At 74.3% G+C, this 21196-nt stretch carries 16 protein-coding genes; 13 read left to right on the top strand and 3 right to left on the bottom strand.

Translation table 11 applies throughout. The features are described from left to right. Positions 1 to 73 precede the first annotated feature (73 nt). The 5 genes from ACZ6EM_RS26920 (at position 74) to ACZ6EM_RS26900 (ending at position 7011) form a co-directional block, all read left to right on the top strand. Positions 74 to 865, top strand: coding sequence for an adenosylcobinamide-GDP ribazoletransferase (locus tag ACZ6EM_RS26920; protein ID WP_401053649.1), 792 nt, complete (start codon positions 74 to 76; stop codon positions 863 to 865). Positions 866 to 1123: 258 nt separating this feature from the next. Beyond that, complete coding sequence (locus ACZ6EM_RS26915) at positions 1124 to 2626, top strand: leucyl aminopeptidase (protein ID WP_465773421.1); 1503 nt, start codon at positions 1124 to 1126, stop codon at positions 2624 to 2626. A 428-nt stretch (positions 2627 to 3054) separates the two neighbouring features. Beyond that, complete coding sequence (gene lpdA / locus ACZ6EM_RS26910; RefSeq protein WP_465773420.1) at positions 3055 to 4461, top strand: dihydrolipoyl dehydrogenase; 1407 nt, start codon at positions 3055 to 3057, stop codon at positions 4459 to 4461. Between the two features lie 80 nt (positions 4462 to 4541). Continuing rightward, on the top strand, positions 4542 to 6338 hold the full coding sequence (gene sucB, locus ACZ6EM_RS26905; protein WP_465773419.1) for a 2-oxoglutarate dehydrogenase, E2 component, dihydrolipoamide succinyltransferase: 1797 nt from the start codon (positions 4542 to 4544) through the stop codon (positions 6336 to 6338). A 157-nt stretch (positions 6339 to 6495) separates the two neighbouring features. Further along, the gene (locus ACZ6EM_RS26900; protein WP_401052546.1) at positions 6496 to 7011 is read left to right on the top strand and encodes a DUF4240 domain-containing protein; all 516 of its coding nucleotides are present in this window, start codon (positions 6496 to 6498) and stop codon (positions 7009 to 7011) included. 6 nt (positions 7012 to 7017) lie between these two features. Here the strand turns inward: ACZ6EM_RS26900 and ACZ6EM_RS26895 are convergent, their stop codons facing one another. Together ACZ6EM_RS26895 and ACZ6EM_RS26890 are read right to left on the bottom strand one after the other, a co-directional pair. Continuing rightward, a complete protein-coding gene (locus ACZ6EM_RS26895) occupies positions 7018 to 8157 on the bottom strand; it encodes a DUF2510 domain-containing protein (protein ID WP_465773418.1) in 1140 nt (379 codons plus the stop codon). Positions 8158 to 8326: 169 nt separating this feature from the next. After that, positions 8327 to 8824 carry a GNAT family N-acetyltransferase gene (locus ACZ6EM_RS26890; protein ID WP_359897009.1) on the bottom strand — a complete coding sequence of 166 codons (498 nt, stop codon included), beginning with the start codon at positions 8822 to 8824 and terminating at the stop codon, positions 8327 to 8329. Positions 8825 to 8907: 83 nt separating this feature from the next. Here ACZ6EM_RS26890 and ACZ6EM_RS26885 point away from each other — a divergent pair, with 83 nt between their 5' ends. Together ACZ6EM_RS26885 and ACZ6EM_RS26880 are read left to right on the top strand one after the other, a co-directional pair. Then, complete coding sequence (locus ACZ6EM_RS26885; RefSeq protein ID WP_359897007.1) at positions 8908 to 9813, top strand: TIGR01777 family oxidoreductase; 906 nt, start codon at positions 8908 to 8910, stop codon at positions 9811 to 9813. Between the two features lie 543 nt (positions 9814 to 10356). Then, complete coding sequence (locus tag ACZ6EM_RS26880) at positions 10357 to 11688, top strand: FAD-dependent oxidoreductase (protein WP_401054957.1); 1332 nt, start codon at positions 10357 to 10359, stop codon at positions 11686 to 11688. A gap of 280 nt (positions 11689 to 11968) precedes the next feature. On the opposite strand, the gene ACZ6EM_RS26875 is transcribed toward ACZ6EM_RS26880, so the two are convergent. Continuing rightward, positions 11969 to 13837, bottom strand: coding sequence for a regulator (locus tag ACZ6EM_RS26875; RefSeq protein WP_452178370.1), 1869 nt, complete (start codon positions 13835 to 13837; stop codon positions 11969 to 11971). A gap of 368 nt (positions 13838 to 14205) precedes the next feature. Between ACZ6EM_RS26875 and ACZ6EM_RS26870 the strand changes: the two genes are divergently transcribed. The 6 genes from ACZ6EM_RS26870 (at position 14206) to ACZ6EM_RS26845 (ending at position 21048) form a co-directional block, all read left to right on the top strand. Next, positions 14206 to 14967 (top strand): 3-hydroxybutyrate dehydrogenase, encoded by a 762-nt coding sequence (locus tag ACZ6EM_RS26870; protein WP_401055666.1) that lies wholly within the window; start codon positions 14206 to 14208, stop codon positions 14965 to 14967. Between the two features lie 153 nt (positions 14968 to 15120). Beyond that, complete coding sequence (locus ACZ6EM_RS26865; protein ID WP_465773417.1) at positions 15121 to 16521, top strand: MFS transporter; 1401 nt, start codon at positions 15121 to 15123, stop codon at positions 16519 to 16521. Positions 16522 to 16588: 67 nt separating this feature from the next. Next, a complete protein-coding gene (locus ACZ6EM_RS26860) occupies positions 16589 to 18499 on the top strand; it encodes a helix-turn-helix domain-containing protein (protein ID WP_465773416.1) in 1911 nt (636 codons plus the stop codon). A 241-nt stretch (positions 18500 to 18740) separates the two neighbouring features. Beyond that, positions 18741 to 19511 carry a lipoyl(octanoyl) transferase LipB gene (lipB, locus tag ACZ6EM_RS26855; protein WP_465773431.1) on the top strand — a complete coding sequence of 257 codons (771 nt, stop codon included), beginning with the start codon at positions 18741 to 18743 and terminating at the stop codon, positions 19509 to 19511. Between the two features lie 177 nt (positions 19512 to 19688). Further along, complete coding sequence (lipA, locus tag ACZ6EM_RS26850) at positions 19689 to 20642, top strand: lipoyl synthase (RefSeq protein ID WP_359896996.1); 954 nt, start codon at positions 19689 to 19691, stop codon at positions 20640 to 20642. Between the two features lie 211 nt (positions 20643 to 20853). Continuing rightward, positions 20854 to 21048 (top strand): hypothetical protein, encoded by a 195-nt coding sequence (locus ACZ6EM_RS26845; RefSeq protein ID WP_359896994.1) that lies wholly within the window; start codon positions 20854 to 20856, stop codon positions 21046 to 21048. Positions 21049 to 21196 lie beyond the last annotated feature (148 nt).

Genomic DNA, 21196 nt, shown 5'->3' with positions numbered 1-21196 from the left:
CCCCCGGCCGACGGCACGACAACCCCGGGAACGCCCCTGCCAGGGGCGTTCCCGCCGTGAGAGGAACGTGTTCATGGCGAGCGGCACCGATCGGGCCACCTGGGCCGACGGCCTGCGGTTCGGGTTCGGGACGCTGTCCGTACTGCGGGTGCGGGTGGAACGGTGGGACCGGGCGGCGGCGGCCCGGGCGATGCTGACGGCTCCGCTGGTCGGACTGGTGCTGGGCGCACTGGCCGCCACGGCCGGGGCCCTGGTGGCCTGGCGGGCGGGCGGGCCGCTCGGCGCGGTGACCGCGGTGGGGGTGCTCGCCGGGCTGACCCGCGGACTCCACCTGGACGGCCTGGCGGACGTCGCCGACGGGCTGGGCAGCGGCAAGCCGGCCGAGGACGCGCTGCGCATCATGAAGCAGTCCGACATCGGTCCGTTCGGCGTGCTGACCCTGGTGCTCGTCCTGCTCGCCCAGGTGGCCGCGCTGGCCGGACAGTTCGCCCATTCCCCGCTGCGCGGCGCGCTCGCGGTGCTCGCCTCGGCGACGGCCGCGCGGTGCGCGCTCGCCTGGGGCTGCCTGCGGTCGGTGCCGGCCGCCCGGCCGGGCGGGCTGGGGGCGATGGTGGCGGGCACCGTGCCGCCCGTCGGAGCCGCCGCCGCGACGGCCGCCGCGGCGCTCGCCCTGGCCGCGGCGGGACTGTCCGACGGATGGTCAGCCCTCCGTCTCCCGCTGGCCGTTGTGCTCGGCACGGGCTGCGCCCGGCTGCTGCTCGGACGGTGTGTGCGCAGGTTCGGCGGGATCACCGGTGACGTGCTCGGCGCGATGGCCGAAACCGCCGCGACCGCCTCGCTGTTCGCCCTGGCGTTGCTCGGCTGATACCGGGCGGCGCGTGATCCCAGCATGCGGACTACCATGCGTGGAGCACCGCAGCCCTGCACCGTGGCAGGTCCTGCCCGCCCGGCGCGTACCGAGGAGCCGGGGCCTCTGGTGTGCGCGGCCGCCTCGGACGGACGCGCGCGCCAGGGGGCCCGGACCCCGGAGGCCCGCCGGCGGACGACCTGCGACGGCGGGCTGCGCCGGTGCGGCAGCCTCGCCGTGGCCGGCCGTGGACCGCGAAAGAACAGGACGCATTACGTGACTGCATTGTCTGTGAGCACCTCCTCCGCCGCCTCGCTGCGCGCGGACGCCCTGGTGATCGGTGTCGCGAAGGGCCCGAAGGGCATCGTGCTGGCCCCCGGCGCCGAGGCCGTCAACGAGGCGTTCGAGGGCAAGCTGACCGAGGTCCTCAGCACCCTGGGCGCGACCGGCGCCGAGGGCGAGGCCGTCAAGGTCCCCTCCCCCGCCGGCCTGAAGGCCGCGCTCGTGCTCGCGGTCGGCCTGGGCGAGGCCGCCGAGGCCGGCTACCAGCTGGAGGCGCTGCGCCGCGCCGCCGGTGTCGCCGCCCGTACGCTGGCCGGCGCCAAGAAGGCCGCGCTGGCCCTGCCCGCCGAGTCCGCCGCCGACATCGAGGCGGTCGCGCTGGGCGGCCTGCTCGGCTCGTACGCCTTCGGCACGTACAAGGCCAACGGCAACGGCAAGGAGCCGGTCGGCGAGCTGGTCCTGCTGGCCGCCCGCAAGGGCAGCAAGGACGCCAAGGCCGCCGTGGAGCGCGCCGCCGCGGTCGGCGAGGAGATGAACCGGGCCCGCGACCTGGTCAACACCGCGCCGAACGACCTGAACCCGAAGAGCTTCGCCGCGATCGCCCAGGCGGCCGGCAAGGAGCACGGCCTCAAGGTCGAGGTGCTGGACGAGAAGGCGCTGACCAAGGGCGGCTTCGGCGGCCTGCTGGGCGTCGGCGTCGGCTCGGAGAACCCGCCCCGCCTGGTGAAGGTGGCCTACACCCACCCGAAGGCCAAGGCCACCCTGGCGTTCGTCGGCAAGGGCATCACCTACGACTCGGGCGGCATCTCGCTGAAGCCGGCCGGCCACAACGAGACCATGAAGTGCGACATGGCCGGCGCCGCCGCCGTGTTCGCCGCCGTGGTGGCCGCCAAGCGCCTGGGCCTGGCCGTCAACGTGACGGGCTGGCTGGCGCTGGCCGAGAACATGCCGTCCGGCTCCGCCACCCGCCCGGGTGACGTGCTGAAGATGTACGGCGGCAAGACCGTCGAGGTCCTGAACACGGACGCCGAGGGCCGCCTGGTGCTGGCCGACGCGATCGTGCGGGCCGGCGAGGAGAACCCGGACGTCATCGTCGACGTGGCCACCCTGACCGGCGCCATGGTGCTGGCCCTGGGCAACCGCACCTTCGGCGTGATGGCCAACGGCGACGAGCTGCGCGAGGAGCTGCACGTCCTGGCCGGCGAGGCGGGCGAGCAGTCCTGGCCGATGCCGCTGCCGGCGGACCTGCGCAAGGGCTTCACCGAGTCGACCATCGCCGACCTGGCCAACATGGGCGAGCGGATGGGCGGCGGCCTGGTGGCCGGCCTCTTCCTGAAGGAGTTCGTGGCCGAGGGCATCGACTGGGCGCACCTGGACATCGCCGGTCCGGCGTTCCACGAGGGCGCGCCGTACGGCTACACCCCGAAGGGCGGCACCGCGAGCGCGGTGCGCACCCTGGTCCGCTTCGCCGAGCAGAGGGCGAACGGCAAGGCCTGATCCAGGCATGCCCTGAACCAGGCACCCCCGGACCCGGGGCGCTCCCTGGTCCAGGACCCGCTGCGACGGGGCCCGGCGCGTGTGCGCCGGGCCCCGCCGTCGTTCCGGCCCGGTTACCTGCGAGTAGGACCGGCGGCCGTGGCGCACCTCTGTTCGCTGCGGGCGAAACTTTGTTCCGCAGTACGGAAGAAGCTGTGACGAGCAACGCGGAAGACGCCCGTCCGGCGGCTGTCAACACCGCGCTGAGCTGCGATGATGCCCTTCCGTCGGGGGTGCTCCCGCCCCGGTGACCGCTCCGCGGGACACCCCTGGGGCGGACCCGGACATCAGCCACCGTGAACAAGTGCGAAGATGTATTTCCGGCACGACTGGGCGCCCCACAAAGGCTTCCGACCCACCGGACCGCGACCGGCCCGGCGACCCACCCCATGCATGGAGGACGTGACGTGGCGAACGACGCCAGCACCGTTTTCGACGTAGTCATTCTCGGAGGCGGAAGCGGCGGTTACGCCGCGGCGCTCCGCGCCGCTCAGCTGGGCCTGAGCGTCGCCCTGGTCGAGAAGGGTGAGCTGGGCGGCACCTGCCTGCACCGCGGCTGCATCCCGACCAAGGCGCTCCTGCACGCCGCGGAGATCGCGGACGAGACGAAGGAGGCCTCCGAGTTCGGCGTTCTGGCCACCTTCCAGGGCATCGACATCAACGGCGTCCACAAGTACAAGGACGACGTCATCGCCGGCCTGTACAAGGGCCTCCAGGGCCTGGTGGCCTCCCGCAAGGTCACCTTCATCCAGGGCGAGGGCAAGCTCTCCTCGCAGACCTCGGTGGACGTCAACGGCCAGCGCATCGAGGGCCGCCACATCGTCCTGGCCACCGGCTCCGTGCCGCGCTCGATCCCGGGCCTGGAGATCGACGGCAACCGCGTGATCTCCTCCGACCACGCCCTGAAGCTCGGCTTCATCCCGAAGTCGGCCGTCATCCTCGGCGGCGGCGTGATCGGCGTCGAGTTCGCCTCGGTCTGGAAGTCCTTCGGCGTCGAGGTCACCATCGTCGAGGCGCTGCCGCACCTCGTCCCGCTGGAGGACGAGAACTCCTCCAAGCTGCTGGAGCGCGCGTTCCGCAAGCGCGGCATCAAGTTCGAGCTGAAGGCCCGCTTCTCGGGCGTCGAGTACACCGAGACCGGTGTGCGCGTCTCCACCGAGAACGGCAAGCAGATCGACGCCGACCTGCTGCTCGTCGCCATCGGCCGCGGCCCGGTCTCCTCCGGCCTCGGCTACGAGGAGAACGGCGTCGCGATGGACCGCGGCTACGTCCTGGTCGACGAGTACATGCGCACCAACGTGCCCACCATCTCCGCCGTGGGCGACCTCGCCCCGACCCTCCAGCTGGCCCACGTCGGCTTCGCCGAGGGCATCCTGGTCGCCGAGCGCCTGGCCGGCCTCAAGCCGGTGCCGATCGACTACGACGGCGTTCCGCGCGTGACCTACTCCAACCCCGAGGTGGCCTCCGTCGGCATCTCCGAGGCCAAGGCCGTCGAGCTGTACGGCAAGGAGAAGGTCGTCACCCTGAAGTACAACCTGGCCGGCAACGGCAAGAGCAAGATCCTGAAGACCGCCGGCGAGATCAAGCTCGTCCAGGTCAAGGACGGCGCCGTGGTCGGCGTCCACATGGTCGGCGCCCGCATGGGCGAGCAGGTCGGAGAGGCCCAGCTGATCTACAACTGGGAAGCCCTCCCGGCCGAGGTCGCGCAGCTCATCCACGCGCACCCGACCCAGTCCGAGGCCCTGGGCGAGGCGCACCTGGCGCTGGCCGGCAAGCCGCTGCACGCGCACGACTGATCACGCCCCACCCCCCTTCCCGGTACTTCCCGTACGCAAGTACCTCCCGTACGCAAGACTTGATAGGAGTCGCTGAAACCATGGCGGTCTCAGTAACACTGCCCGCGCTGGGCGAGAGCGTTTCCGAGGGCACCGTCACCCGCTGGCTGAAGGCCGAGGGTGAGCGTGTCGAGGTCGACGAGCCGCTGCTGGAGGTGTCGACCGACAAGGTCGACACCGAGATCCCGGCCCCGGCCTCCGGCATCCTGGCCTCGATCAAGGTCGCCGAGGACGAGACCGTCGAGGTGGGCGCCGAGCTGGCGATCATCGACGACGGCTCGGGCGCCCCGGTCGCCGCCGCGGCCCCCGCCGTCGAGGCCGCGCCCGTCGCCGCCCCGGCCCCGGTCGCCGCTCCGGTCGCCGCTGCCCCGGCCGCCCCGGCGCCGGCTCCGGTCGCCGCCCCGGCCCCGGTCGCCGCCGCGCCGGCCGCCGACGCCACCCCGGTGCTGCTGCCCGCGCTGGGCGAGTCGGTCACCGAGGGCACCGTCACCCGCTGGCTGAAGGCCGAGGGTGACACCGTCGAGATCGACGAGCCGCTGCTCGAGGTCTCCACCGACAAGGTCGACACCGAGATCCCGTCGCCGGTCGCCGGCACCCTGGTGAAGATCCTGGTCGGCGAGGACGAGACCGCCGAGGTCGGCGCCCAGCTCGCGCTGATCGGCGCCGCCGGTGCCGTCGCCGCCGCCCCGGCCCCGGTTGCCGCCCCGGCTCCGGTCGCCGCTCCGGCCCCCGCTGCCCCGGCCGCCCCGGCTCCGGCTCCGGTTGCCGCCCCGGCTCCCGCTGCCCCGGCGCCGGCCCCGGTCGCCGCCCCGGCGCCCGTTGCCGCTCCGGCCCCGGTTGCCGCTCCGGCCCCGGTTGCCGCCCCGGCTCCGGTCGCCGCCCCGGCCCCGGTTGCCGCTCCGGTGGCCGACAGCGGTGACGCCTACGTCACCCCGCTGGTGCGCAAGCTCGCCGCCGAGCACGGCATCGCGCTGGCCTCCGTCGCCGGCACCGGCGTCGGCGGCCGCATCCGCAAGCAGGACGTCATCGCCGCCGCGGAGGCCGCCAAGGCCGCTCCGGCCCCGGTCGCCGCTGCCGCCCCGGCCGCCGCGCCGAAGGCCGCCGCCTCGCCGTCCGCCCTGCGCGGCCAGACGGTCAAGATGACCCGCATGCGCAAGGTCATCGGCGACAACATGCTGAAGGCTCTGCACGAGCAGGCCCAGCTGACCAGCGTGGTCGAGGTGGACGTCACCAAGATCATGTCGCTGCGCGCCAAGGCCAAGGAGGGCTTCCTGGCCCGCGAGGGCGTCAAGCTCTCCCCGATGCCGTTCTTCGTCAAGGCCGCCGCCCAGGCGCTGAAGGTCCACGCGGTCGTCAACGCCCGGATCAACGACGCCGAGGGCACGGTCACCTACTTCGACACCGAGAACATCGGTATCGCGGTGGACTCCGAGAAGGGTCTGATGACCCCGGTCATCAAGGGTGCGGGCGACCTCAACATCGCCGGCATCTCGAAGAAGACCGCCGAGCTGGCCACCAAGGTCCGCGACAGCAAGATCACCCCGGACGAGCTGTCCGGCGCCACCTTCACCATCAGCAACACCGGCTCCCGCGGTGCGCTGTTCGACACCGTGATCGTGCCGCCGAACCAGGTCGCCATCCTGGGCATCGGTGCCACCGTCAAGCGCCCGGTGGTCATCGAGGCCGACGGCGGCACCGCCATCGGCATCCGCGACATGACCTACCTGTCGCTCTCCTACGACCACCGCCTGGTGGACGGCGCCGACGCCGCCCGCTACCTGGTCGCGGTCAAGGAGATCCTGGAGGCCGGCGAGTTCGAGGTCGAGCTCGGCCTCTGACCCCACCAGGTCCCCGCGGAACCCCGCGTACGGAACCCCGCGTCGTCCCCGGACGGCGCGGGGTTCCGCCGTTCCCGGCCCCCGGACACGCCGAGTCCCGGGTCGCACCGAGTCGCGGCATGCGCGGACGCGGCCGAACGGGGATGCTTGAGCGGTGATGGACGAGACGGACTTCTGGCAGATCATCGACGAGACCCGGGACGACGCCGACGGCGACCCCGACGAGCAGGCAGACATCCTGGTGGAACGGCTCCTCCAGCTGACCCCGGACGATGTGATCGACTTCGCCCGGCTGTTCCAGGCGCGGTTCCAGCGCGCCTACCGCCACGACCTGTGGGGCGCGGCCTACCTGATGCTCGACGGCGCCTCCGACGACACCTTCGACTACTTCCGGTCCTGGCTGATCGGCCAGGGCCGGGAGGTCTTCGAGGGCGGGCTCACCGATCCGGACGACCTGGCGGACCTGCTGCCCGAGTTCGACGAGGAGGAGGACGGCGAGGCCGAGGACCTCGGCTACGCCGCCGACGAGGCGTACGAGCGGCTGACCGGGCTGCCGCTGCCCGAGGTGGGCGTGCGGCAGCCCGAGCGGCCGGCCGGGCCGGGGCTGGACTTCGACGACCCGGACGTCATGGCGAAGCGCTTCCCCAAGCTCTGGGAGCGGTACGGGGACTGAGGGCGGTCAGGTGCTGCTGCCGGAGGAGCTGTCCTGCTTGATGCCCTTGAGGATCTGGTCCAGCACCGCGAAGTCCGGCGCGGCCGGACTGTCGTCCACGCCGCCCTCCATGACCACGTAGCCGCCCCCCTTGGCCGGGAGGGCGGCCAGCAGGACGTAGCCCTGGGTGCCGTCCGTGGTGCGGATGTGCCAGCGGGTGGCGTAGCCGAGCACTCCGGCCACGCTGATGTACCCGGAGCCGGCGTCGGTGTGCGAGCTGACGCCGGAGAAGACCTGCCCGGCGTAGGAGGGCATCTGGGCGTCGGCGGCGGCCTTGGGCGTGGTGCCCTGGATGATGTCCTTCTCGACCGAGAACTGGCCGCGGATGCAGGAGCTGCCGTCCGGGCAGGTGTAGCGGTCGGTGCCGAGGTAGACCGTCGAGTGCGGCGGGTTGTCGGACACCACCCAGCCGTCGAGGACCGGCACGGTGATCGCGTGCTCCGGGTCGGGGACGGTGCTCTTGACCGCCGGCAGGGGCTTGGGCGCCGCGGGGCTGCTGGTGGGCGCGGTGGGGCCGGGGCTCGGCGTGGGGCTGCTGCTCCGGGGCGCGGTGACCGTGGGGTCCGGGGTCGGGTCCGCCCGGTGGTCGCCGCCGCTGTTGAAGACGACCCCGGCGACGATCCCGGCCACCGCCAGCACGGCGACCGCGATGCCGATGATCAGACCGGTCTTCGGTCGGGCCGGCCCGGCCGGCGGCGGGTAGCCCGGGCCCGGGTAGCCGTAACCGGGGCCGTAGCCGGGGCCCTGGGGCGGGTAACCGCCCTGGGCCGGGCCGGGGTAGCCGCCCTGGGCCTGGTAACCGCCCTGGGCCTGGGCCTGGGGCTGGTACGCGTCCTGGCCCGGGTAGCCGTAGGCGGGTGCCTGGTGGGCATCCTGGCCCGGGTAGCCGTAGGTCGGGGCCGCCGGGCCGCCCGGGTACCCGTAGCCGGGCTTCCGGTCGGACGGCGACCCGGTCTGGGTGGGGGCGTCGGCGAGTCCGCCCGCGACGCCGCCCTGGAGCGGTCGGACCTCGGCCGTCCAGGCGTTGCCGTCCCACCAGCGCTCGTGACCGGGGGTGCCGTCCGCACCCGGGACCGGGTACCACCCGGGAGGCGTCGAGTTGCTCACGGGCGTACGGTACCCGGCACGGCGGCGCTCCAGACAGGTCGGGACTGTCACGACTCTGCACCGCCCGGCGGGCGGCCAACCTCCCTTGGCGGCAGGCCTGTTCGAACGGCCGGCGCGCGGGCGGGGCGGGAGGACCGCGCGGGTGCGGGCAGGGCGGCTGCCCTGCCGCTCAGTCGGCCAGGCCGCGGGCCATCCAGATGTCGTCCACGTACCGGCCGTCGATCAGGAACTCCTCGGCCAGCGAGCCCTCGACGACGAAGCCGCAGCTCTCGTAGAGGCGGCGGGCCGGAGCGTTCCACCCGAGCACCCGCAGGCTCATCTTGCGGGCGCCCTCGGCCCGGGCCGCCGCACAGGCCGCGTCGACCAGCCGCCGGCCGATGCCCCGGCCGCGGACGGTGCCGTCGACGGCCAGGCCCTGGATCTGCCGCACGTGCCGGTTGCTCGCCAGCCGGGTGGCCGGGACCTGCCGGATGTAACCGACGATCCGGCCGTCCAGCACGGCCAGCAGGTAGTGCTCGGGGGCGTGCCGCTCGTCGAAGAGCGGGTCCTCGACGGGCGGTTGCGGGGAGACGTCGGACAGGACGGACCAGGCCGCGTGGTTGAGGACGGCGAGTTCGCGCTCGTCCTCGCTCCGCGCCGTACGGATGATCAGATCGTCGTCAGGCATGCGCGTCATGCTAACGGCGCACGCGGAGGTGACGGCCGGTCGGGAACACCGCGGGAGCGCGCGGGAGCTGCGAGGATGGGCGCATGCGCATCGCTGTCACGGGTTCCACGGGTTTGATCGGTTCGGCGCTCGTCCGCTCCCTGCTGGCGGACGGCCACGAGGTGGTCCGGCTGGTCCGGCACCGCTCGAAGACCGGCCCACGGCCGGACGGCAGCACCGCGATCGGCTGGAACCCGCTGCTCGGCGAGGTCGAACGGGACGGACTGACCGGGGTTCAGGCCGTGGTGCACCTGGCCGGCGCCGGGGTCGGCGACCGCCGCTGGACGGACTCCTACAAGCGGGAGATCCGGGAGAGCCGGGTGTACGGCACCGAGACGCTGGCCGTCGCCCTGGCCGGGCTCAAGGAGCCGCCGCAGGTCCTCGTGAGCGCCTCCGCGGTCGGCTGGTACGGGCAGACCGGCGACCGGGTGATCGACGAGGACTCCCCCGCCGGCGACGACTTCCTGGCCGAGGTCTGCCGGGAGTGGGAGGACGCCGCCCGGCCGGCCGAGCGGGCCGGGATCCGGGTCGTCCACCCGCGCACCGGCATGGTGCTGTCCGCGGCCGGCGGGGCGGGCGGGCGGCTGTTCCCGCTGTTCAAGCTGGGTCTCGGCGGGCGGCTCGGCGACGGGCGGCAGTACTGGAGCTTCATCTCGCTGCACGACGAGGTGGCCGCGCTGCGGTTCCTGATCGACCACGACGACCTTTCCGGCGCCTTCAACCTCACCGCGCCGAACCCGGCGACCAACGCCGAGCTGACCACCGCGCTGGGCCGGGCGCTGCGGCGGCCGACGCCGTTCCCGGTGCCGGAGGCGGTGCTCAAGGCGGTGCTGGGCGAGCTGGCGATCGAGGTGGTCGGCAGCCACCGGGTGGTGCCGCGGCGGCTGCTGGACGCGGGCTTCCGCTTCACCCACCCGGACGTGTACTCGGCGGTGCTCGCCGCGATGTGACGGGTGCGCGGGGCGGCGTCAGGGGCACGCGCGGAGCGGGTGCCGGGCGACGGGACGGGCGCGGCCGACGGGACGGGCGCGGCCGACGGGACGGGCGCGGCCGGCGCACGGGTTGGTGCGGCTCCTGGGGCGGGTGCTGGGCGGCGGGCGCGCGGGGTGGCTGCGCGCGCCGGGGGGGTAGGCGGGCGCGCGGGTCGCGCGGAGCCCGTACGTACTCCGACGACGGTATCCGCCCTGGCCAGCGGCATATGCCGAGCGGGGCCCGAGGGGGCCCGGGGAGGGGGCGCACGGGAGCACATGGTGGGCGCGTCGCACGCCCCCGGTGACCGTACGCGCCCACCGACCCCCGAACCCGGCCACCACGGCGCACTGTCCGTGACCACTCCCCCGCCCGGTGCCGCAGGACCCTCCCCGGCCTTCGGATCCGGCCCGATGCGCTTGTCTGATGCTCACACTGACTGGGCATCACCCTCCACGGACCGTGTCCCGGCACCCCGCTGCCTGCGTCGGCCGGAGCCCCGGGACCAGGGAGGGAGCACCCCAGTGCCCACGTACGACTTCACCCGCCGCGCCCGCCGGCCGTCCGACCCGGACGTCGTCGTGGTCGGCGCCGGACTCGCGGGCCTGGCCGCCGCCCGCGCGCTCACCGGCCACGGCCTCACCGTTCAGGTCCTGGAGACCACCGACCGGATCGGTGGCCGGATGGCCACCCGCGAGCAGGACGGATTCCGGCTCGACGACGGCAGTCACCTGTTGAACACCGCCTTCCCCGAGCTGCGCCGCACGCTCGACCTCGACCGCCTCGACCTGCGCCAGCTCGCGCCCGGCGTGCTGGTGCACAGCGCCGGCCGCCGGTACCGCGCCGGGGACCCCCAGCTCACCGTCGCCCGGCAGGCCGCCGCCCGGGCCCCGCTCGGCAGCCCGCTGGACAAGGCCCGGCTGGCGGGCCGGCTCGGCCGGCTCGCCGCCACCCCGGTCGGCCGGCTCCAGGCCCGTCCGGAGACCACCGCCGCCCGCGCACTGGCCGGCCACGGCCTGGCCCAGCGCACCGTGGACGGCTTCCTGCGACCGCTGCTCAGCGCCCTGCTCTCCGATCCGGCGCTCGGGACCAGCAGCCGGGTCGCCGACCTGGTGCTGCGCTCGTACGCGCGTGGGCGGCTCTGTCTGCCCGCCGCCGGGATCGCGGCGGTGCCGGCCCAACTGGCCGCCGCCCTCCCCGCCGGCACCGTCCGCACCCGGGTGCGGGTCACCTCGATCGCCGCGGACGGCGTGGAGACCGCCGCGCACGGGCGGATCGGCGCCCAGGCCGTCATCGTCGCCACCGACGCCCGCTCCGCCGCCGAACTGCTGCCCGGGCTGCGGCTACCGGACTTCCACCCCGTCACGACCTTCTACCACGCCGCCGACGCCGCCCCGCTGGGCGAGGCCGTCCTGCTGCTCGACGGCGACCGGCCGAACGGGCACCCGCCGCTGGTCTCGCACTCGCTGGTGCTCAGCGAGCTGCACCCGTCCTACGCCCCGGCCGGCCAGTCGCTGATCGCCACCACCGTGCTCGGGCGGCGCGCCTTCGACGTGGGCGGCCCGGCCGGTCTGGAACCGGCCGTCCGGGCCCGGCTGGCCGAGCTGTACGGCGGCTCGACGTCGGGCTGGCAGTTCCTCGGCGTGCGGCACGTCCCGGACGCGCTGCCCGCGATGCCGCCGCCGCACAACCCCCGCCGCCCGGTGCGGCTGCTGGCCGGGCTGTACGTCGCCGGGGACCACCGGGACACCAGCACCGTGCAGGGCGCGCTGGTCTCCGGGCGGCGGGCGGCACAGGCGGTGCTGGGCGACCTCGGGGTCCCCGCCGACGCCCGGGAGGCGGAGGCGGCGGCCTGACGGCCCGGCCCGCGCCCGGGCACAGGCGCGGGCGCGGGCACGGCGAGCGGCATCGGCAGGCTCCTCGGCTCCGGCGGGCGTCGCGGCGCCCTGCCGGAACGGCGGGCACCGCGTGGCCGGTGCCCGTGTTCCTGCCGCCGTTCCCGGCCGTTCCCGGCCGTCCGCGGGCCGCTCCGCGCCGGTGACGGCCGCCGCGGAACGGCCGGAGGTCCGGGCCGGGGCCGCTGGGCCCGGACCTCCGTGCGCCGGGTGCGTGGGGCGGGCCCCACCCGTCCTTCGGTCAGATCACCCCCGCCTGCCGGGCCGTCTCCTCGAAGGCGCGGGCCACCGGGCTGCCGCGGTAGGGGGTGAGGCGGCGGTGGAAGTCCCGGACGTACTCCAGCGAGCGGGCCGAGCGCATCTCCCCCGCCGCCCGCAGCGCGTCGGTGGCCATGGTGCAGGCCTCGTCGAGGTCCCCCATGCCGAGCCGGGCGGTGGCCAGCACCAGACGGCAGAAGATCCGGCTGCGGGCGTAGGCGGGCGAACGCAGCCGCAGCGACTTCTCGGCGTGCTGCGCGGCCGTCCGCCACTGCTGGAGGTCGCGGTAGCAGTGGGCGAACTCGTCGGAGAGCTGGGCCTCGTCGAAGTACCGCGCCCAGGAGGGCAGTTCGTCGCCCGTCCGGGCCGCCGCCAGGGAGCGCTCGGCGCGCACCAGGGCGGTGGTGCAGGACCGGACGTCACCCAGCAGCCCGTGCCCGCGCGCCTCGGCGGCGTGCATCAGCGACTGGACGACCGGCGGCACGGCGGTGCCCACGCCCTGCTGGGCGACCCGGGCGAGCTGGACCGCCTCCCGGCCGTGGCCCAGGTGGACGGCCTGCTGGCTCATCGTCACCAGCACGTAGCCGCCGAGCGCGCGGTCCCCGGCGGCCTGGGAGAGGCGCAGCGCCTGGACGAAGTAGCGCTGGGCGAGGCCGTGCGCGGCGATGTCGAAGGACGTCCAGCCGGCCAGCCTGGTGAGGTCGGCGACCGCGCCGAACAGGGCCCGGCCGATCTGTTCCCCGTAGCGGCCGCGCAGCATCGGCTCGGCCTCGCTCTCCAGGTAGCGGACCAGCGCCTGGCGGGCGTGGCCGCCGCCGTAGGCGTGGTCGAGCGCGCGGAAGAGGTCGCCGACGGCGCGGATGGCGGCGATGTCGCCGCGGCCGACCCGCAGGGTGGGGCGGGACTCGCGGGCCGGGTCGGTGTACGGCGGTTCGACGGCGACCGGCGGCCGGCGGCTCTGGATCGGCACCCGGCCGATGGTGGGGGCGGTGCCGGTGGTCCCGGCCGTGCTGCGGGCGGTGGGGGCCCCGGGGACGCCGGGGGCGGGGCCGCGCGCCGGGCTCCCGGGGGACGCGCCGGGCGCGCCCGGCGCCGGGGCGCCGGTGATGGCCGCGGAGGTGGCGCTGCCGGACGGCGGGCCGGCGGCGGCGTCCGAGCGGGTCAGGGTGGAGCCGTCCCGGGCGACCCGCTCGTCGGTGCGGCCGATCAGCCAGTCCCGGCTGGGGACGACCAGGCCGGCCGGGGTGAAGGCGATCCGGCGCAGCTCGGACTGCGGGCCGTTGTCCTTGCGCCACATGCTCGCCACGATGTCCACCGCCTCCTGCGGCGTCTCGGCGAACTCCAGACCGGCGTAGACCGGGGCGCAGGCGTCCAGGCCGAGGTCCTGGGCGGTGAGGCGGCGGCCGAGGCGGCGGGTGAAGACCTCGGCGATCAGCGCCGGGGTGGCCCCGCGCGGCTGCTGGCCGCGCAGCCAGCGGGTGACCGAGGTCTTGTCGTAGCGCAGGTCCAGGCCGTGCTCCAGGCCGAGCTGGTCGACCCGGCGGGCGAGGCCCGCGTGCGAGAAGCCGGCCTCCTCGATCAGCGCCGCGAGCTGGCCGTTCTGCGGGGCCGGGCCGGAGTGGCCGGGGCCGCGGGGAGGGCCGGGCACGGGCGCGGCGGGGTTCTCGTGCCGGTCGGGTGTGGCCTGCACCGGCAGCCGCCGGTCGTCGGCGTCCGGGGCGTCGGCGGTCAGCGTGTCGGCGGTCAGGGCGTCGGGGGCGTCCGGAAGGGTCCGGCCGACCGTCCCTCGGTGCTGGCCGAGCGGGTCGAGCGGTCCGTACGCCGGGCTGTCGGTTGCAGGCCGTTGGGGCATGTCTGTCAACACCTCTCGGACGTCGCACCGGGCCTCACCAGCACTTCGGCGGCCCGGGGCGGCGCCCCCTGTCGGGAATCGGCGTGAATGTAGCGAGCATTCGGGCGCTATGGGTGGATCTGACCGAGCAATCCACCGAACGGGTGAAGCAACCGCGCCCATTGTGGGGAAGCGGGGCCCTCTCGGGTTTGGTCGTCCGGGGTCGAACCACCGGCCGTTCCAGGGGCTTCCCCGAGGGCCTCTCCGAGGGTCGATCCGCCGTTCGGACCCCGCTCCGGTGTCATGGCGAACGACACCACAGCTCAGCGGACTGCTGTGGCGTTCCGCCACATGGGAGCGGGGCCGCCGGATTCCTACCGTTCTCGGCCATGGACACCTCTACTGCCCGCCCGCTCGCCGGCCGCACGGCCATGGTCACCGGGGCCGCCTCGGGCATCGGCCGGGCCTGCGCCGAGGCCTTCGCCGAGGCCGGCGCCCGGGTCTACGTCGTCGACCTCGCGGCCGGCCCGGCCGAGGAACTCGCCGAGCGGATCGGCGGTCGCGCGATCGTCGCCGACCTCGCCGACCCCGGGGCCGTGGACGCCCTGCCGGACGACGCCGACATCGTCGTCAACAACGCCGGCCTCCAACACGTCGCGCCCGTGCACGAGTTCCCGCCCGACCGCTTCACGCTCATCCAGCGCGTCATGGTCGAGGCCCCGTTCCGCATCCTGCGCCGCACCCTGCCCCACATGTACGAGCAGGAGTGGGGCCGGGTCGTCAACGTCTCCTCCGTCCACGGCCTGCGCGCCAGCGCCTTCAAGTCCGCGTACGTCACCGCGAAGCACGCGCTGGAGGGCCTCAGCAAGACCGTCGCCCTGGAGGGCGCGCCGTACGGCGTCACCAGCAACTGCATCAACCCGGGCTACGTCCGGACTCCCCTGGTGGAGAAGCAGATCGCCGCCCAGGCGCTCGCCCACGGCATCCCCGAGGACGAGGTGGTCGAGCGGATCATGCTCGACCGCACCGCCGTGAAGCGCCTCATCGAACCCGAGGAGGTCGCCCAACTCGCCCTCTGGCTCTGCTCCCCCACCGCCTCCTACATCACCGGCGCCAGCCTCCCCGTCGACGGCGGCTGGACCGCCCACTGAGCGGGGAGCGCCCGGCGATCAGGCCTCCCCTCTCATAGGGCAGGAAGGCACATTCGACCCCGGGACTGTGTGGGCCGTCCACATAGTCCCGGGGTCGGGTGCTTCCTACCTTGTGGCGACATCGTCTCCCCCCTGGTTCTGGAAGTGGTGGCCATGAGCACCTCCGCACGAGGTACGGCGGCGAGCAGTTCACTCCCGAGAGTGGTGGCTGCGAGCCTGATCGGCACGACCATCGAGTGGTACGACTACTTCTTGTACGGAACGGCGGCGGCGCTGGTGTTCGGGAAGCTGTTCTTCCCGCACAGCGATCCGCTGACCGGGACGCTGCTGTCCTTCCTGACCTACGCGATCGGGTTCGCGGCACGGCCGCTCGGGGCGCTGGTGTTCGGTCACTTCGGGGACCGGGTGGGACGGAAGAAGCTGCTGGTGGTGAGCCTGCTGCTGATGGGCGGGTCGACCACGGCGATCGGGCTGCTGCCGACGTACGACTCGATCGGGGTCGCGGCGCCGGTGCTGCTGACGGTGCTGCGGCTGGTGCAGGGCTTCGCGCTCGGCGGCGAGTGGGGTGGCGCCGTGCTGCTGGTGTCGGAGCACGGGGACCAGCGGCGGCGGGGGTTCTGGGCGTCCTGGCCGCAGGGCGGGGCGCCGGCCGGGAACCTGCTGGCGGCCGGGGTGCTGTCGCTGATGACGGCGGTGCAGTCGGACGCGGCGTTCCTGGCGTGGGGCTGGCGGGTGCCGTTCCTGCTGTCGGCGGTGCTGGTCGTGGTCGGGATGTGGATCCGGCTCGCGGTGGACGAGTCGCCGCTGTTCAAGGAGGCGCTGGCGGCGCAGCACAAGCGCCAGGAGGAGCGGAGCACGGCCGAACGGCTGCCGCTGGTGGAGGTGTTGCGCGACCACTGGCGGGAGGTGCTGGTGGCCATGGGCGCGCGGATGGCGGAGAACATCTCCTACTACGTGATGACCACGTTCGTGCTCACCTACGCCGTCACCCACGCCCACTTCTCCAAGCAGACCGCGCTGAACGCCGTCCTGATCGCCTCCGCGATCCAGTTCACGCTGATCCCGCTGTTCGGCGCGCTGTCCGACCGGGTCGGGCGCAGGCCGGTGTACCTGGTGGGCGCGGTCGGGGTGGGCGCCTGGGCCTTCGTGTTCTTCGGGATGGTCGACACGAAGTCCTTCGGCTCGCTGGTCACCGCCGTGACCGTCGGCCTGGTCTTCCACAGCGCCATGTACGCGCCCCAGGCGGCCTTCTTCTCCGAGCTGTTCGCGACCCGGATGCGGTACTCGGGCGCCTCGATCGGCGCCCAGTTCTCCTCGGTGGCGGCCGGCGCCCCGGCGCCGCTGATCGCCACCGCGCTGCTCAAGGACTACGGCAGCTCCACGCCCATCGCGGTGTACGTCGCCATCGCGGCGGCGATCACCGTGCTGGCGGTGCTGTGCGGCCGGGAGACCAGGGGTCAGGACCTCATGGACGTCGAGGGACGGGACGGCCGGGACGGCCGGGACGGCCGGGAGCCGGACACCGCATCGGCCGAAAAGCCCGCCGTCGCCTGAGGAGCGAGCCGATACGATCACGGTTTCTCGGAACCGACGGAACCGACGCCGATTGGCAGCACGCACCATGAACCACCCTCACGAAAGCGCCGCGCCCGCGCTGCGGCGGCTGCTCGACCTGCTCGCCTCCGGAGCCGCCACCGAGGACTTCGCCGACGTGCTGGCCGACGCCCGCCGCCGCGGGGCGCCGGCCGCCGTCCTCGCCGAGATCGACGACGCCACCTGGCAGGCCCTGCGCGTCCACCGCACCCTGCGTCAACACCGGCGGCGCGAAGCCGAGTTGACAGCCCTGTTCGACACCGCCGGGGACCTCGCCGCCTCCCGGGACCTGGACACCGTGCTCCAGGCGATCGTCCGCCGGGCCCGGATGCTGCTCGGCACCGACACCGCGTACCTGACCCTGCCGGACGAGGGCGCCGGCGACACCTACATGCGGGTCACCGACGGCTCGGTCTCCGTCCTGTTCCAGACCCTGCGGCTCAGCCTCGGCGACGGCCTGGGCGGGCTGGTCGCCCAGACCGCCCGCCCGTACGCCACCCCCGACTACCGCACCGACGAACGCTTCCACCACACCGGCACGATCGACGCCGGTGTGCTGGACGAGGGCCTGGTGGCGATCATCGGGGTGCCGCTGCTGCTCGGCGGTCAGGTCATCGGTGTCCTCTTCGCCGCCGACCGCACGCCGCGCGCCTTCTCCCCCGACGAGGTCGCGCTGCTCTGCTCGCTGGCCGCGCACGCCGCGATCGCCCTGGACACCGCCAAGTCGCTGGCCGACACCCGGGCCGCGCTCGCCGAGCTGAACGCCGCCAACGAGCTGGTCCGGGCCCACTCCTCCGCCGTGCAGCGCGCCGAGCAGGCGCACGACCGGCTCACCGACCTGGTGCTGCGCGGCGCCGAGGTGCCGGACGTCGCCGCCGCCGTGGCCGCCCTGCTGGGCGGGGAGATAGCGGTCCTGGACGCCGAGGGCGAACCGCTGGCCGGACGCTCCGCACCCGCCGCCGAACTGGCCGAGGCGGTCGCCGCCTCCCGCGCCGAGGGCCGGTCCGTACGGCACGGCGAGCAGTGGGTCTGCACGGTGCTGGCCGGACACGACGCGCTCGGCACCATGGTGCTGCGTGGCCGGCCCGACCTCGACGACGCCGACCGGCGGCTGTTCGAGCGGGCCAGCGTGGTCACCGCGCTGCTCCTGCTGCTGCGCCGCTCGGTCGCCGAGACCGAGAACCGGGTCCGCGGCGAACTGCTCACCGACCTGCTGACCGCCCCCGAACGGGACCCGGGCGGGCTCACCGCGCGCGGCCGCCGGCTCGGCGTCGACCTCGCCCGGCCGCACCTCGTGCTGGTCGCGGAGCCCGCCGACGGGAAGGCCGACGACCGGGCACGGCTGGCCGGTGCGGCCCGGCGCTACCTGTTCGGCTCCCGGGGCGTCAGCGCCGAGCACGCCGAGACGGTGGTACTGCTGGCGCCCGTCGAGAGCGGCAGCACCGACGACCCCGAGGAGACCGCCCGGCAGGCCGCCGAACGGCTGGCCCGGCTGGCCGGGTTCCCGGTCACCGTCGGCGCCGGCCGGCCGGCCGCCGGGCCGTCCGCGCTGGCCGCGTCCTACGGCGAGGGCGTGCGCTGCCTCCGGGCGCTGCGGGTGCTCGGCCGCGCCGGGGAGGGCGCCTCGGCCCGGGCGCTCGGCTTCCTCGGCGTGCTGCTCGGCGACGGCCACGACGTGGACGGCTTCGTCGGCTCGACGCTCGGCCCGCTCCTGGCATACGACGCCCGGCGCGGCACCGAGCTGGTCCGCACCCTGCGCGCCTACTTCGACTGCGGCGGCAGCCTGACCCGGGCCAAGGACGAGCTGCACGTCCACGTGAACACCGTGGTCCAGCGGCTGGACCGGGTCGAGGCGCTGCTCGGACGGGACTGGAACCAGCCGGAGCGGTCGCTGGAGCTCCAGCTCGCGCTGCGGCTGCAGCTGCTCGCGGGCGGCTGAGCCCGAACAGGCCGACGGCTCGCCCGGGGAGGGCTGCCGCTCCCGGGCCGGGCTGCCGCCCCCGGGCCGGACCGCTGCCCGGGGCGGGGCAACTGACCCCGGCAGGACGGCCGGACCCGGCAGGACCGCTGCTCATGGGCGGCCGAGGGGGTTCGACCGGGCTGGGCGTACAGTGGCGAGGTTGGTCTCGAACGCCCGGCAAGGAGCGGCAACGGTGAGCGAGAACGTGCGTTTTGTTCGCATGGGCATAGGTGAGCGCACCGTGCCCTACCAGGAGGCCTGGGAGGAGCAGCAGCGGCTGCACGCGCTGCGGGTCGCGGACGAGATCCCCGACACCGTGCTGCTCCTGGAGCACCAGTCGGTGTACACCATGGGCAAGCGCACCAACCCCGCCGACCTGCCGCTGGACGGCACCCCGGTGGTCGAGGTCAACCGGGGCGGCGAGATCACCTGGCACGGCCCCGGCCAGCTGGTCGGCTACCCGATCGTCAAGCTGCCCGACCCGATCGACGTCATCGCCTACGTCCGCCGGCTGGAGGAGGCGCTGATCCGCACCGCCGGCGAGTTCGGCATCGGGTCCACCCGGGTCGAGGGCCGCAGCGGCGTCTGGGTGCTGGGCGAGTCCATCCCGGACGCCGTGGTGGATCCGGCGCAGGTGGTGGACATCGGCAGGCTGACCCTGCGGATGGGCCTGCCGCTGGGCATCGACCCGCGCCTGGCCGGCCCCGAGTACGCGCCCTCCAACGCCGGCCAGCGCGGTGACGACCGCAAGCTCGCCGCGATCGGCGTGCGGGTCGCCCGCGGGGTGACCATGCACGGTTTCGCGCTCAACTGCGACCCGGACATGACCTGGTTCGACAAGATCGTGCCGTGCGGCATCAGGGACGCGGGCGTCGCCTCGCTCACCGGCGAGCTGCAGCGCGGACTGTCCGCCGCCGAGGCCGCGCCGGTGGTCGAACGGCACCTGTCGGACGTCCTCGCCGAGCTGCCGGAACCGGTCCTCGGCCACTGACCCGCCCGGCAGCGCCGACGCACCTTCCGCCGACGGCCGCCGAAACTGCCGGCGGCCGCTGGGAATCTACCGACCGGTAGCCATGTTGCCCTGCGATTGCAGGGCGGCAGGCCCGGCGAAGGCCGTACAACCACAGGCGTACCCTGGGGGTACCCCGTCTAGTTCTAGGAGTCGCACGTGTCCGCTGTCGCGCCCGACGGCAGGAAGCTGCTCCGCCTGGAGGTCCGCAACAGCGAGACCCCCATCGAGCGGAAGCCCGAGTGGATCAAGACCCGCGCGAAGATGGGCCCGGAGTACAACGCCCTCCAGTCGCTGGTGAAGAAGGAGGGGCTGCACACGGTCTGCCAGGAGGCCGGCTGCCCCAACATCTTCGAGTGCTGGGAGGACCGCGAGGCGACCTTCCTCATCGGCGGTGACCAGTGCACCCGCCGCTGCGACTTCTGCCAGATCGACACCGGCAAGCCCGCCGAGTTCGACCGCGACGAGCCGCGCCGGGTCGCCGAGTCCATCGTCACGATGGACCTCAACTACGCCACCATCACCGGCGTCGCCCGTGACGACCTGGAGGACGGCGGCGCCTGGCTGTACGCCGAGACCGTGCGCCAGGTGCACGCGATGACCGCCGCCCGCGAGGCCGGCCGCACCGGCGTCGAGCTGCTCATCCCCGACTTCAACGCGGTGCCCGAGCAGCTGGCCGAGGTCTTCTCCTCCCGCCCCGAGGTGCTCGCGCACAACGTCGAGACGGTGCCGCGGATCTTCAAGCGGATCCGCCCGGCGTTCCGCTACGAGCGCTCGCTGGACGTCATCACCCAGGCGCGTGCGGCCGGACTGGTGACCAAGTCCAACCTGATCCTGGGCATGGGCGAGACCCGCGAGGAGGTCAGCCAGGCGCTGGCCGACCTGGTCGGCGCCGGCTGCGAGCTGATCACCATCACCCAGTACCTGCGCCCCTCGCTGCGCCACCACCCGGTCGAGCGCTGGGTGAAGCCGCAGGAGTTCGTCGAGCTCCAGGAGGAGGCCGAGGAGCTGGGCTTCGCCGGCGTCATGTCGGGCCCGCTGGTGCGTTCGTCGTACCGGGCCGGCCGGCTGTACCGGCAGGCGCTGGAGCGGCGCGCGCAGGCCGCGGTCTGATCGCGGTCCGATCACGCGTGTGACGGCGGTCCGACGGCGGCCTCCCGGTCCACCGATCGGTTCGAGCCACGGGAAGGGCGGAGCTTCGGCTCCGCCCTTCCGGTTTTCACCACGCTTTGACTGGCTGGTCACGGGCTGGTAACACGGGGTGGGGACTCTGGACGCCTGGTGAGCGTTCGATTCTTCTCAGCCACGAGAGGAGCTGTTCGGCATGCGGGTTCAGATGCGGATCCGGTCGGTGGGGGTGGCGCTGCGGTTCGCCGAGAGCGTCCTGCTCGCTCCCGGCCAGCGGCACGCGCGCCGCAACGCGTGGGCGGCGGTGTGCGAGAACCGCCGGTACGCGGCGGACCGCCGGCACGACGACGCGGCGGCCCGGACGGCACAGCCGCGGCCGGTCCGGCGGTAGTGCTCCGGCGCTGACGCATCGGCGTCGGCGGTAGTGCTCCGGCGGTAACGCATCGGCGTCGCCATCGGCGATAACGCTTCGACGTCACAGGGCCCCCCGGCGTCGCTCTGTGCGACGGCGTACGGGCACACGGGTCACGGTTGGGGCG

The organism is Kitasatospora sp. NPDC041917, assembly GCF_055589745.1.
This window is presented reverse-complemented; position numbering and strand designations above follow the sequence as displayed.

Excerpts from the sequence above, each read along its gene's own strand:
- sucB (WP_465773419.1), top strand. The coding sequence starts at position 4,542 with ATGGCGGTCTCAGTAACACTGCCCGCGCTGGGCGAGAGCGTTTCCGAG.
- ACZ6EM_RS26845 (WP_359896994.1), top strand. The coding sequence starts at position 20,854 with ATGCGGGTTCAGATGCGGATCCGGTCGGTGGGGGTGGCGCTGCGGTTC.
- ACZ6EM_RS26920 (WP_401053649.1), top strand. The coding sequence starts at position 74 with ATGGCGAGCGGCACCGATCGGGCCACCTGGGCCGACGGCCTGCGGTTC.
- ACZ6EM_RS26900 (WP_401052546.1), top strand. The coding sequence starts at position 6,496 with ATGGACGAGACGGACTTCTGGCAGATCATCGACGAGACCCGGGACGAC.
- ACZ6EM_RS26875 (WP_452178370.1), bottom strand. The coding sequence starts at position 13,837 with ATGCCCCAACGGCCTGCAACCGACAGCCCGGCGTACGGACCGCTCGAC.
- lpdA (WP_465773420.1), top strand. The coding sequence starts at position 3,055 with ATGCATGGAGGACGTGACGTGGCGAACGACGCCAGCACCGTTTTCGAC.
- ACZ6EM_RS26865 (WP_465773417.1), top strand. The coding sequence starts at position 15,121 with ATGAGCACCTCCGCACGAGGTACGGCGGCGAGCAGTTCACTCCCGAGA.
- ACZ6EM_RS26860 (WP_465773416.1), top strand. The coding sequence starts at position 16,589 with ATGAACCACCCTCACGAAAGCGCCGCGCCCGCGCTGCGGCGGCTGCTC.
- ACZ6EM_RS26885 (WP_359897007.1), top strand. The coding sequence starts at position 8,908 with ATGCGCATCGCTGTCACGGGTTCCACGGGTTTGATCGGTTCGGCGCTC.
- ACZ6EM_RS26870 (WP_401055666.1), top strand. The coding sequence starts at position 14,206 with ATGGACACCTCTACTGCCCGCCCGCTCGCCGGCCGCACGGCCATGGTC.
- lipB (WP_465773431.1), top strand. The coding sequence starts at position 18,741 with ATGGGCATAGGTGAGCGCACCGTGCCCTACCAGGAGGCCTGGGAGGAG.
- ACZ6EM_RS26890 (WP_359897009.1), bottom strand. The coding sequence starts at position 8,824 with ATGCCTGACGACGATCTGATCATCCGTACGGCGCGGAGCGAGGACGAG.